The sequence below is a fragment of the Natribaculum luteum genome (genome assembly GCF_023008545.1).
Classification (GTDB): Archaea; Halobacteriota; Halobacteria; order Halobacteriales; family Natrialbaceae; genus Natribaculum; species Natribaculum luteum.
Genome location: NZ_CP095398.1, coordinates 183,955 through 197,309, shown reverse-complemented (window position 1 = coordinate 197,309; position 13,355 = coordinate 183,955). Strand labels below are relative to the sequence as shown.

8 protein-coding genes are annotated in these 13,355 nt (G+C 59.3%); 3 read left to right on the top strand and 5 right to left on the bottom strand.

Annotation, left to right across the window (positions count from 1 at the left end; genetic code table 11):
- Position 1 precedes the first annotated feature (1 nt).
- The 4 genes from MU558_RS19725 to MU558_RS19710 form a co-directional block, all read right to left on the bottom strand.
- Positions 2 to 985, bottom strand: a complete 984-nt coding sequence (locus MU558_RS19725; protein WP_246976191.1) for a carbohydrate ABC transporter permease — start codon at positions 983 to 985, stop codon at positions 2 to 4.
- A gap of 141 nt (positions 986 to 1,126) precedes the next feature.
- A complete protein-coding gene (locus MU558_RS19720) occupies positions 1,127 to 2,437 on the bottom strand; it encodes an ABC transporter substrate-binding protein (RefSeq protein WP_246976189.1) in 1,311 nt (436 codons plus the stop codon).
- A 236-nt stretch (positions 2,438 to 2,673) separates the two neighbouring features.
- Complete coding sequence (locus MU558_RS19715; protein ID WP_246976186.1) at positions 2,674 to 3,936, bottom strand: mandelate racemase/muconate lactonizing enzyme family protein; 1,263 nt, start codon at positions 3,934 to 3,936, stop codon at positions 2,674 to 2,676.
- Between the two features lie 103 nt (positions 3,937 to 4,039).
- Positions 4,040 to 6,310 carry a glycoside hydrolase family 3 N-terminal domain-containing protein gene (locus tag MU558_RS19710; protein WP_246976183.1) on the bottom strand — a complete coding sequence of 757 codons (2,271 nt, stop codon included), beginning with the start codon at positions 6,308 to 6,310 and terminating at the stop codon, positions 4,040 to 4,042.
- Between the two features lie 128 nt (positions 6,311 to 6,438).
- Here MU558_RS19710 and yicI point away from each other — a divergent pair, with 128 nt between their 5' ends.
- The 3 genes from yicI (at position 6,439) to MU558_RS19695 (ending at position 10,825) form a co-directional block, all read left to right on the top strand.
- Entirely contained in the window at positions 6,439 to 8,778 is a 2,340-nt protein-coding gene (yicI, locus tag MU558_RS19705) for an alpha-xylosidase (RefSeq protein ID WP_246976181.1), read from the top strand.
- 81 nt (positions 8,779 to 8,859) lie between these two features.
- Entirely contained in the window at positions 8,860 to 9,990 is a 1,131-nt protein-coding gene (locus MU558_RS19700) for an ABC transporter ATP-binding protein (RefSeq protein ID WP_246976178.1), read from the top strand.
- Positions 9,991 to 10,045: 55 nt separating this feature from the next.
- Positions 10,046 to 10,825 carry an IclR family transcriptional regulator gene (locus tag MU558_RS19695; protein WP_246976175.1) on the top strand — a complete coding sequence of 260 codons (780 nt, stop codon included), beginning with the start codon at positions 10,046 to 10,048 and terminating at the stop codon, positions 10,823 to 10,825.
- A gap of 1,156 nt (positions 10,826 to 11,981) precedes the next feature.
- Here MU558_RS19695 and MU558_RS19690 read toward each other — a convergent pair.
- The gene (locus MU558_RS19690) at positions 11,982 to 13,169 is read right to left on the bottom strand and encodes a threonine synthase (protein ID WP_246976173.1); all 1,188 of its coding nucleotides are present in this window, start codon (positions 13,167 to 13,169) and stop codon (positions 11,982 to 11,984) included.
- Positions 13,170 to 13,355 lie beyond the last annotated feature (186 nt).

Sequence of the window (13,355 nt, the reverse complement as noted above, 5' to 3'; positions counted from 1 at the left end):
ACTAGCGCACCTCCGGTTCGTAGAGAGTAGCAACGTAAATCAGCGCGATCACCAGTGCGATCATAGTGATGACGGTGGCTGCTGCCGAACCGAGAGCGAACCCGCCGTTGGTTGGTCCGGGATTGTTGTACGCGGCCTGCTGGGTGTAGAGGACGAGCGTCGTCGTCGCCTCTCCTGGTCCACCGCCTGTGAGCCCGTAGGGCAACCCGAACGCCTGGAACGCGGGCAACGTTCGAAAAATAAGTGCCACGAGGATGGTCGGTTTGAGCAATGGCAGCGTAATGTCCCGGAACTGGCGCCATCTCGACGCCCCGTCCATCCGTGCGGACTCGTACAGGTGATCCGGGATACTCGAGAGTCCGGCGAGCAAGATGAGCGCCATAAACGAGGTCGTCTTCCAGATCGTAATCGCCGTCATCGAGTACAGTGCGACGTCGGGACTGGAGAGAAACGGGTACGGCTGGCTGAGGATACCCACCCGCACGAGAATGTCGCTTATGACACCGTAGTCGGGATTCAGCAGCCATGCCCAGATTTTCGCATTGATTACCGTTGGCAATGCCCATGGGAAGAGGATCGCAGCCTGTGCGAAGTACTTCCACTTGAAATCGGCCTTGAGGAGCAAAGCCAGTCCGAGCCCGAAGACCAGTTCGACCGGGACGCTCACGAACGTATAAAAGAGGCTCACCCCCAGCGCGTTCCAGAAGCTCCCGTCGGTAAAGAGTGCCCGGTAGTTTTCGATTCCGACGAATTCAGTGGTCTGTGTGGGAAGTTGAACGACGTATCCCGTATGCAGGCTCGCCCAGACCGTGTCCACGATAGGATAAAACGAGACTGCGAGTAAGAAGGCCAGCACCGGCATCAACAACACGACTGCAAGCTCCTCTTCGGTGATCCTGAGTTCGCGATAGCGTTCGAGCCGCCCGCGTAAACCCTCCTCACCGATTCGGGTGATATCCTGTTTTCCCGTGGTCGAATCTACCATCACTTCTCGTTGTGGTCTCATGAGCCATAAATGTGTCTGACGATACCACAAGTCACGAAAAGGCGAACGTCCGGCTATCCGATAGACTGTGGTCGGACTCCCGAGTCGAAACAGCGAATCGGGCCCGGCAAAGAGCCGATCTCAGGCGTTGTTGATGTCGCTATCGATCTGCTCTTGAGCGTCGTCGAGCGCCTCCTGTACACTTTTCTGTTGAGTCAGTGCGTTATTGCACTCGGTGTACACGATGTTAGACCACTGGGAATAGTTTGAAATTGCCGGGCGGGCGCTCGTCTGATCGAGGATCTCGCTAAATCGGTCGAGGAATGCGGGTTTGTCGGTATCACTGTCCTCCCAGTACGCGTCCTCGTAGAGTTCAGCACGGACCGGAAGCCGGCTCCGGTCGACGGCTAGTTTTTCCTGCGCTTCGGCCGTGCCGACGTAGGTCGCCAGCTCCTGGGCGGCGGCCTTGTTCTGCGAGAAGCTGTTGATGAACAGGCTCCAGCCGCCGATACACGAGTTGCTTGCGTCCTCGTGTCCCTCGGCTTTCGGCATCGTCGTCACGGCGAAGTTGTCTGTAACGGGGGTGTCGTCCTGAAAGAGTGCGTACGCGTACGGCCAGTTGCGCATGAAGATCGTGTTCCCCTGTTGGAAGGTTTGCCGATTCCCGTCGGTCCCACTCGAGGGGATGGATTCGGGCGTAATCTCGTACTCGTGGATGAGATCGACGGCGTGCTGGAGCGCCTGGACACCCTCTTCGGTGTTGACGACCAGGTTGCCGTCTCCGTCTCTCACCGAACCGCCCATCCCCCACAGCCAGTTGAGCCACATGATCGTCAGCCCCTCGTTGGCACCCCCCTGCCAGATGTAGCCGTTGAGGTCCTCGTCGGACTGGCCCATGATATCCTGTGCCATATCGACGAGTTCCATATACGTCGATGGCGGTTCGTCGTATCCGGCTTCCTCGAGTAGGTCCGTCCGATAGTAGAGCCCGTTCGCATCTGTGAACATGGGCATCCCGTACAGAGAACCGTCGATAGTGACGGTTTCGACCGGGGTCGGGAGCATCTCGTCGGTGTGGTTCTCCGGATCGTCGACTTCCGACGCCCAGCCCGCACTGACGAACTCCGCCGGCCAGACCACGTCCATCATTCCGACGTCGAATTCCGAGGACTGCGCGGCAAACTGGTTGACGTAGTATTCCCGGCTCGAACTCGATTCGGCGGGCGTCGACTGAACCTCGAGGGTGGCGTCGCTCTGACTGCCGTAGGCTTCCTTGAAGTCGTTCGCCGACGGCTCGAACGAAGAGATGTGGACGAAGTTGATCGATCCCGAAGAGGATCCGCCGTCATCGTCGCCGTCGCCGCCGAGACAGCCCGCAACGAACGCGCTCCCCCCTGCAGCAACCCCTTTGATGATCTGACGCCGTCTAATAGCACTACTATCCCATGCCATGTGAATGTCATACATTCATGTTAAATATATACTTTTTTATTGTGGACCTGATACGAGAGCACCGGCTGGCCGGTTAGATAGGCACAGAAGCGAAGTAGCGAGTACCAAGCGTAGTGGGTAGACGAGCGCTGAAATAGCTATAGACGCGGGTGCATCCACGAGCAGATTACCGATCTTCCCCAGAGAGACGACTCACTGGTCTACTCGAGTGTCGGGAAAATTCGACCGGCGTACGTCTAGACGATGAGTTCCGAGTCGTCGGCCAGGAACTCTCGGCACAGGTCACGGTCGAGCCGCACACCGAGTCCGGGGCCTTCAGGAAGGTCGATGTAGCCGTCTTCGAGAATCGGACCGCTTCCCTCGACGCGTTCGACCATGTCGTTCCACCAGGGGACGTCCCGGGAGTGGTATTCCATCATGAGGAAGTTCGGAATCGACGCCGAGGCGTGGACACCGGCAACGGTTCCGAGCGGGCTCGAGATGTTGTGAGATGCGACAGGAACGCCGTACAGATCACAGATCGTAGCGATCTTGCGATACTCTCCGAGACCGCCACACTTGTTCACGTCCGGTGCGGCGATATCGAAGATCCCCTTCCGGGCGGCCTTGTTGAACTGGTGTGGCTTGACGAGGTTTTCACCGGTCAAAACCGGGATATCGAGCGCATCGGTGACGCGTTTTTGGGCTTCGAACTTCTCCGGTGGCACGGGGTCTTCGAGGAATGCCAGGTCGAACGGCTCGAGTTTCTTGCCGAGGCGGGCCGCCGTCTCGACGGTAAAGTTCCAGTGGAGGTCCATCCCGAGGTCGATGTCGTAGCCGATCTCGTCCCGAACGGCCTCGACGAGACTCACTTTGTGTTCGATGGCCTCGTTGTCCATCCGCCGGTTAGCCTCGTCGTACGAACTGTGGGTCGGGACGTCGAGATCGAGTTTCAGCGCCTCGAAGCCCTCGTCGACGACCTCGCGAGCGGCCCGTGCGTACGACTCCGGTGTGTAGACCTCCATCGGGTCGTAGGCTGCGGCCTCGCCGAGGGATTCCCCGCCGTGGGTATCACAGTATATTTTGATTTCGTCGCGGTACTTCCCGCCGAGCAGTTCATAGACGGGAACGTCGAACACTTTCCCCTTGATGTCGTAGCAGGCTGTCTCGATGGCGGTGAATGCGGCCTGCCCGATGCGGCCCGTCGCGGTGTAGCGCTGCTCGAGGAGTTCGACGATCCGGTCGGTGTCGAGTGGATTCTCTCCCTCGAGGTCGATCGACATCCTGTCGGCCATATCCAGAGCGGCCTCGGCACGGAAGGTTTCACCCAGCCCGTAAACGTCCGAGTCGGTTTCGACCTTGACGATGCCCCAGGTGAAGTTTCCGGCGATAGCCATCGTCTTCACGTCGGTGATCTCGATGTCTCGATCCGCGGGGCGATGCGATTCCTCCATCCCCATGCTCCGCCAGGGAACGCCGCCACCCTGTGGGATACGGTAGTCCGGTTCGTCCTCGTGCATCGTCTAACCGATCCGTGAACGCTCGAATAAAGCTTGTGGTACGTTTACACTGCCGACCGGAATGGACGGTCGTCCGTCGATCGCGGCCGCCGAAAACGGGCCGTCACCGGTCGACGGTGCTATCCGAAAACGCGACTGGTGACGATGGCGGTGTCGGAGCGCCCGTCACTGCGATCGTCTCACGCAGCCGGATATCCGCCGCAGAGCGCCCGACCTGTACCTCGAACGACCCCGGTTCGATCGTCCACTCGGCGTCCCGATCGACGAGTGCAAGTGCGTCGACCGGCAGCGAGAACGAGACTCGTCGACGCTCGCCAGGCGACAGGGAGAGCCGACAGAAGCCACGGAGTTCACGATCTGGACGCGTCACGCTGGCCTCGCGATCTCGAACGTAGAGCTGGACGACCTCGATACCGGGTCGGTTCCCGACATTTTCGACCTCGAGAGCGAGATCGATCGACCCGGCCATCGAAACCGTCTTCGCGTCGACCTCGAGTTCGCCGTACTCGAAAGTCGCGTAGCTTTCCCCGTGGCCAAACGAATACCACGGATCGGCGGCCTCGTCGACGTAGTGCTGGTTGGTCGAAAGCGCCGTCCGACGGTAGTGGGCGGGAAGCTGACCGACCGACCGCGGAATCGACACGGGGAGTCGTCCGACGGCATCCACGTCCCCGAACAGCACGTCCGCAATCGCTAGCCCGCCAGCCTGTCCCGGAAGCCAGGCCTCGAGGATCGCACCGGGCGCGTCGAAACGACCATCGAGCGAGAGCGGACGGCCGCTGACGAGCACGACGACGACTGGCGTTCCGGTTTCGGTAACCGCCTCGAGCAGCGCGTGCTGATGCCCCGGCAGCCCAAGTGTCGCCCGGTCGAGTCCTTCCCCAGCGGTGCCGGTCGCGTCGCGTTCGACGTCGATACCGGATCGACCACCGACGCAGGCAACGACGACGTCGGCTGTGTCGGCGATGGTCCTGGCCGCATCGAACTCCTGCGACTCGAGGTCGGCCTGCCCGCCCTCGGCCAAGATACCACAGCCCCGTTCGTATCGGACCGATGCCCGTCCAAGTCGGTCACGGATGGCCTCGAGTGGCGTGGTGACCTCGAGACCGTCGTCGTCGGACTCCGCCGCCGCGTAGGTGTAGTTGCCGAGTAGATGGCGCGGTTCGTCCGCGTTGGGCCCCACGACCGCGACGGACGCCTCGTCCGAAATGGGGAGAGTCCCGTCGTTTTCCAGCAGAACGAGCGATTCTCGAGCAGCTTGTCGAGCGAGGAGGCGCTGATCGTCGGTACCGAAGGCCGCGCTGGCTCGTTCCGGGTCCGGAGCCGCCGAGTCGAACAGGCCGAGACGGGACTTTTGCTCGAGGTGGCGACAAACTGCCCGGTCGACGAATTTCTCGTCGATCCGTTCCTCACGGACGGCCTCGAGAAGTGACGCGCCGAAACACTCGATCTCGGGAAGTTCGACGTCGATACCCGCACGGAGTGCGGTCGTTCCAGCACTCGCGTGGTCGGACACCACGTGATGATCGTCACAGAGAAGTTCGATCCCACGGCCGTCCGAGACGACCGTGCCGTCGAACCCCCACTCTTCGCGGAGTATCCCCGTGAGGAGGCGATCGTCAGCGTGGCAGGGTACGCCGTCGACGGCCTGGTAGGCAGCCATGACAGATTCGACCCCGCCTCGTTCGACTGCCGCCCGAAACGGCCAGAGGTCGTTCTGTTTGAGCGTGCGAAACGAGTGGGTCACCGGGGCGCGGTTCCGTCCGCCTTCGGGGCGACCGTGGCCGACGAAGTGCTTGGCGGTTGCGAGGACCGATTCTCGATCTCCGGCCTGAAATCCCTCGATTGCGGCGAGCCCCATAGAGGCCACGAGGTACGGGTCCTCGCCGTAGGTCTCCTCGACCCGCCCCCACCGTGGATCGATCCCGATATCGAGTACCGGTGCGAGCGTCGCCTGACAGCCGACGGCCCGGAGCTGTCCCGATATCTCGTCTGCCACCTGCTCGAGCAGAGGCGGATTCCACGTACTCGCCATCCCGATACTCTGTGGGAACGCGGTACCGCGCCGGCCGGCGTAGCCACAGAGGGCCTCCTCCCGGCAAATAGCCGGAATCCCGGGACGCGTTTCTCCCTCGAGAAACCGCTGTATATCGTGGACGACGCGCGAGAGGGCTTCCGGATCGAGACGACTCTCCCGGCCAACGCGCGTGACGCGGCCGATCCCGTGTGGAATCGTCTCGAACGCGCGTTCTCGAGAGAACTCTCCATCCTCGAGCAGCGAGCCGATCCGAACCGTGCCGAGCTGGGCCACTTTCTCTTCGAGAGAGAGGTCCGCGAGAATCGTAGCAGCTATCTCTCTGTCTGTCGCTTGCATAGTCAGCCGATGAAACGCTTCGGGGAATACGCATATATATCCCGTGGCAAGTGACGGAGACGGGTCCAAAACCGGCCGATACCTCGACGGAGACTTTATTACCCAGAGACACACCACTCCAGGTACCGATGAAGCGTGAGCGACTGACGGTTTCGGCGGTCGAATCATACGATATCGAGGACGGCACGGTTCGACTGGAGTGTGCGGTCGAGGGCCCCCCCGAGGCCACTGAACGGACGTGGCCCGTAACGCTTCGGTTCTACGACGATCGGACGTTTCACTTCGAACTCGAGACGAATCCCGAGGTATCTGCCGATCGGCCGTATCCGGAGTACGACGAGTCGGCTCTGGAGGAGCCTGTCGACCTCACGACTGCGGAACACGACGGTGAACTGCATCTCGACACGGGCGTACTCACAGTCATCGTCGGTCTCGAGGAGTGGCGTTTCCGCGTCGAGGACGAAAACGGGGTCGTCTTCGAAGAACAACGCGAGGACCAGGACGTCTTCGGGGTCGACCGCGTCGAACCACTCGGCGGCGTCCAGGAGCAGATCAACCACAACCCACGACGGATGGCGGAAACGGGAACGGGATTCCGACTGACGCCCGACGAGAAACTCTACGGCGTCGGCGAGCAGTTCGTGGAGTTCGACCGTCGAGGCCGCACGATCGAGGCCTGGCACAAGGAACCCCTCGGCACCGAGACCGAACGTGCGTACAAGAACATCCCGTTTCACCTCTCGATCAACGGGTACGGGCTCCTCGTCGATACGACCGCCAGAGTCACCTACGATTTCGGCACTGAATCGACCGCCAGCGGTACCATCACCGTCGACGATGATCGCTTCGCGTTCGTCTTCTTCTACGGGCCGTCGTTGAAAGAGATCGTCCGCCAGTACACCGCCTTCACCGGTCGACCCGATCGGCCGCCTAAGTGGAGTTTCGGAACGTGGATGTCCCGGCTTGGCTACGAATCGAGGGCCGAACTCGAGGAGATCGCCGATCGACTTCGCGAGGAGGAGATCCCCTGTGACGTCTTGCATCTGGACCCGTTCTGGATGCCACCCGGCGAGTCCTGCACCCTCGAGTGGGACACCGACCAGTTCCCCGACCCCGAGGGGATGATCGCGGGGTTGCGCGATCGGAACTTCCGACTCTCCCTGTGGGAACATCCTCACGTCCCCGTCGGCACGGACGCGTTCGGCGAGGGCGTCCGGAACGGGTATTTCGTCACCGACGGGGCCGGAAAGCCGTACGTGATGGACGACACCTGCCAGGGGGAGTATCGTGGCGCCCTGGTCGATTTCACGAACCCCGAAGCCGTGGAGTGGTGGAAAGATAAACACCGGCGGCTTCTCGAGATGGGCGTTGCCGTCTTCAAGACGGACTACGGCGAGTACGTTCCCGAGGATGCGATCTTCGACAACGGGAAGAGCGGTCGGATCATGCACAACCTCTATCCGTACCTGTACAACCGGGCGGTCTACGAGACGGTCGGCGAGGTCAACGGCGACGAGGAGGCCCTCGTCTGGGGTCGAGCCGCCTGGACGGGCAGCCAGCAGTTCCCGATGCACTGGGGTGGCGACCCACAGACTTCCTGGAATGGAATGGCCGCGGCACTCCGCGGTGGACTGTCGGCTTCCCTCTCGGGAATCGCCTTCTGGAGCCACGACATCGGCGGCTTCCGTGGCTCCCCGAGCGACGACCTGTACGTCAGGTGGGCGCAGTTCGGCCTGCTCTCGAGCAACAGCCGATGTCACGGCACGACGCCGCGAGAGCCCTGGGCCTTCGGCGAAGAAGCCCTCGACATTTTCCGCACGTACGCACAGCTTCGCTATCGGCTGCTCCCCTATCTGTACACGTATGCCGAGATCGCTGCTCGAACCGGTCTCCCCGAGGTTCGTCCACTCGTCCTCGAGTACCAGGACGACCCGCAGACCCACCGACTCGACACCCAGTACCTCATCGGCAAAGACCTGCTCGTGGCACCTGTCTTCCAGTCCAAGACGACCCGCGACGTCTACCTTCCACGAGGTGAGTGGCGCCACCTCTGGGACGGCGAGCGATACGACGGCGGACAAGCCGTCGCGATCGACGCTCCACTCGAGACGATGCCGATTTTCGTCCGTGCGGGAAGCGTCCTCCCCCAGCAGGAACCGACCCAGTTCGTCCAGCCGGGAACGCCGGACGACCTCATCCTGCAGGTCACCCTCGCGGACGGGACGGCAAACGGACGCTATTACGACGAGACCGCGGATCGACTCGTGACCGTTTCGGCCGAGACGAACGACCAGGTTCTCAACGTGGAGGTTCCGTCGCTCTCGGCCACCCAGCTTCGACTCGAGGTGGTCGATACCGACGACGTCTCCAGTGTCGTTATTAACGGAGAATCGCTCTCGCATACCGGGGACGACCCGAACCCCGGTGAGTGGACGCTCTCGTCAGATTCACTTATCGCCGTGGTATAAAGACCCATCGATGCGCCTCGTTGTCTCGGAGCAAGGAATTTAATATCGTGGCCTGAAACGCTATAGACACGACTCAGGATCATGGGAAAACTCGAGCTGAACGATCTGACGAAGGTGTTCGACGAAGGCGGCAACGACATCGTCGCCGTCGACGAATTGAACGTAACCATCGAAAACGGGGATTTTCTGGTCCTCGTCGGGCCGTCTGGATGTGGAAAATCGACGACACTTCGGTGTATCGCTGGGCTGGAGCGTGCGACCAGCGGCGAAATACGGCTCGACGGGCGGAACATCACCGACGCCAAACCGAAAGACCGGGATATGGCGATGGTGTTCCAGAATTACGCACTGTATCCCCACATGACGGTCCGAAAGAACATTGGCTACGGGCTAAAGATGACTACGGACCTTTCGGACGACGAAATCGCCGAACGGGTGGAGTCGACGGCGGAACTGCTCGAGATCAGTGCTCTTCTCGAGAAGAAGCCCAAGGAACTTTCGGGTGGACAGCAACAACGCGTCGCGCTGGGGCGGGCCATTATCCGTGAGCCAGAAGTATTCCTGATGGACGAACCCCTCTCGAATCTCGACGCGAAGCTCCGAACGGCGATGCGAACGGAGATCCAGCAACTCCAGCAGGACATGGACGTCACCACGATCTACGTCACCCACGACCAGACGGAGGCGATGACCATGGGTGACCGAATCGCCATTCTCAACAACGGACGACTGCAGCAGATCGGCACACCGCTCGAGTGTTACCACCAGCCCAGTAATCGGTTCGTCGCTGGCTTCATCGGCTCACCGTCGATGAACTTTTTCCCGACGACTCGCGAACAGGACCGGTTGCTCAACGACTCGTTCGAATACGAACTCTCGGAGGAGACGGTATCCACGCTCGAGGGGGCACCGGATCAGTTGATACTCGGAATTCGTCCGGAGCACATCGAACTGAGCGACGGATCCCAACCGAACGCTATCGTAACGCAGGTAGACGTCGTCGAACCGATGGGGGAAGTGACCTATGCCTATATCCAGATCGGTGACGAAACGTATACTCTCAGCGTCGACGGTGAAACCCGTATCGACGCAGGTGACGACGTTACCGTACATTTCCCGGAAGAGAAGATCCATCTGTTCGATAGCCGATCTGGTGACGCAATCAAAAACAGCACGTCGACCGATCTCGTCGAGCCGACACAGCAGTTGTAGTGTAGCTGTTTGGTCATTGCGAACAGTTAAGTCACTTCTCTAGGTATGGCTAGCCATGAGCAACCCATCGACATCGTCCGAAGGCGGACGACGGATACAGGCGGTGGAAACGACGTGTGAACTGCTGAATGCGCTTCGGGAGCGAGGCGGTGCGGGCGTCTCCGAGCTCACTCGAGAGACCGGCTACTCGAAGGCAACCGTTCACGCCCACCTGGCGACGCTCCTGGAAAACGAATTCGTGGTCAAGCGTGGAAAGAGATACGAGATAAGCCTCAAGTTCGTCGACTTTGGCGAGTTCGCAAAAAATAGCGTTGCCATTCACGACATCGCCAAACAGGAAGTCGATAAACTGGCCGAGCAGACGGGAGAGGTCGCCCAGTTCATGGTCGAGGAACACGGTCGTGGTGTGTACCTGCACAAGGCCCGTGGGGAAAATGCAATTCGAACCGCCTCATACACGGGAGAACGAAAGGACCTCCATTGCACCGCACTTGGGAAGGCGATTCTGGCGCAGTTTCCCCGCGAACGCGTCGAGGAAATCATCGACGAACACGGAATGCCTGCACATACCGAGAACACGATCACGACTCGAGAGGAACTGTTCGACAATTTAGAAACGATTCGTCAGGAAAACGTCGCCTACGACGACGAAGAGGCGTTATCCGGGCTTCGGTGTGTTGCGGCACCGATCGTCTATAAGAACGGCGATATTCAGGGTGCAATCAGTATTTCGGGGCCTACCAGTCGATTCAAAGATGAACGGTTTCGTGATGAGTTAGCGGAGGTCGTTCGGGGTGCAGCAAATGTGATCGAAGTAAATTCGACACAGGTCTGACCTTTCGTCTCTCGCGAACGATTTCGTACCCTGGATACAACGATATAATCAGAAATTCCTCAGGTAGAGTTCATTTCCACGACTATCTCTGGCGTATGGGTATATCGATCTGGTATTTCGCTGTGGTTCACCGTGTTTGTAGTCGCCAAACGCATGATCGGGGCGAACAAACGGAAGCACGACGAGTAGTGAGGGGTCGCGATATCGTCGATACGGTTCGGGTATGGCCATCTCCGTTACACGCATAGAACCGTAATATCGTTCAGAACAGGCGGTGTTCAGCTAGTATCCGTAGTAACACGATCGTGAGGGAACGGCGATAGCCATCGGGATATTCTCTGTTCAGCTTCACGTAAATCAGTTATTCGCTCCGAGAGGCAAGAGCCATTCTCCGTCTGAGTAGCGTTTAACACTCTTATCAAGCGGTCTGACAGCACACATATTTGATATCTGACAATAAACTAGACCCGACGACGGCCGCACCGTCGCAGATCGAAATTGATAAAAATAATACTAACCCGAACGATAGCTAGTCTTGAGTATCTATTTCAATATACCCTGATTCACGGCTCACTCTTGATATCGTAATCTTGTGACGACGAGACACCGAGCTAGCCACTGGAGTTCTGCACAGATCGATCGAGACACGATCTCTTCAAACCGATATTTTTCGTCGGAGCTACGACTATCTGATACTCTTTTGATTAGAATTACGAAGTTCAATTGGCTATGACAAGATCGATTTCGGCGAAAAATGGTCACACGCCTCCAAGTCCGGATTAGCTGCTTCGATCATTCGTGTATCAGCAGTCGGTTGGTCGTCAGAAATATATTGATTAATTCATACACTACTGTGATGAACAGCAGTTGAACTAATCACATAACAAATATATACTGTCGGGGTGCATTAGACGGCGCTATCAATTGAATGATATCATATATCTGGGACTAATCGATGGCACTCAACGAGTGCGGAGAAGTAGACGACGTAGCGCTCCCCATCGACGATCGAGCCGACTACGTCGAACGACCGAAGCTGATCGACGAACTCCGGCCGAATCGAGGGTGAGGCCAACTGCTGGTTGATTCCGTACTCTCGTCCAGAGTTCAACCGATTCAGCTACCAGTGTCGGTGGAAAAGGGCGCTCTCAGGCGTTCACTCGATCGCGTAACTCAGAGCACCGGTCGCCTTGTTTCCGGCTCCGGTGTTGATGATGAGGACCTCGTCGTCTTCGTCCAGTTTGCCTTCTTCGGCCATCTGCATGGCCGCAGCCAGGGCGGCACCGGGTTCGACACACATCTCGACGCCGGCGTGTCGTGCGCTCGCCAGGGCACCCTCGAGTGCCTCGTCGTCGGAGACGGCGACACCGGTGCCGCCGGTCTCGTAGACGGCCTCGAGCATCCAGGGAGAGGCACCTGGATCGGGGACCTCGATCCCGCGACCGATGGACTCGGGACACTCCCAGGCGTCGTGTTCCTCGCGGTGGTCTTCGATCGCCTCGACGACCGGAGCACAGCCGCTCGACTGGGCAACGTGCAGGCTAGGTGGTGTCTCGTCCTCGAGCCAGCCTAGTTTCGCCAGCTCTTGGTAGGCTTTCCAGATGCCGATCAGGCCGACGCCGCCACCGGTGGGATAGAAGATTTCGTCGGGGCCGTCCCAGTCGAACTGCTCGAAAATCTCGAGTCCCATCGTCTTTTTGCCCTCGTGTCTAAAGGGCGTCTGGAACGTTGCGACGGTGTACCAGCCGTGTTCGTCTCGCAACTCGCCGAACGCTCCGCCGGCCTTGTCGAGTTTGCCGTCGACGAGGTGAAGGTCCGCGCCGTGAGCTTCGACCATCGTCTTCTGGATGTCGTTCGACTGGTAGTTGAGAACGACGTGGCAGTCGATCCCGGCTCGAGCGGTGTAGGCTGAGGCTGCTTGACCGGCGTTTCCGGCCGAGGGGATCGCGACCTCCGCGATGTTCTGCTGGGACGCTCCGGAGATGGATGCGGAGGCGCCGCGATCTTTGAACGTGTTCGTCGGGTTCTGTCCCTCGTCTTTGATCGCGACGCGGGCGACGCCCATCTCCTCGGCGAGTTCGGGACAGTCGACGATCGGCGTATTCCCTTCGCCCATCGAGACGATGTCGTCGGTATCGAGGATGGGAAGGAGTTCACGATATTTCCACATCGACCCGCTTCGGGATTCGACTTCCTCGCGGGAGACGTCGATGTCGTCGTAGTCGTACTTCGGATCAAGAATGCCCCCACACTCGGGACAGGGGAATTCGGTGTGCTCTAAGTTGTAGGTCGCGCCACAGTCGTAACACTCGAAGTGGCTAACGAGGCTCTCTGTTTGGGTCACGGTAACGTGGGGTGGTCCGTCGCACCAGATAAAAAACGTACTGCTTGTAGACATTCTTGCCGGAGAGGTTTTAGCAGGTCACGAACGTTCGCTACGATGGGTTCTCCGACGAAAATGACCCGCTTCGCTCGACGTCTATAAGTGTCTCTGTAACGGTGATACTTGCGCGGTTAACGCTCATAATCG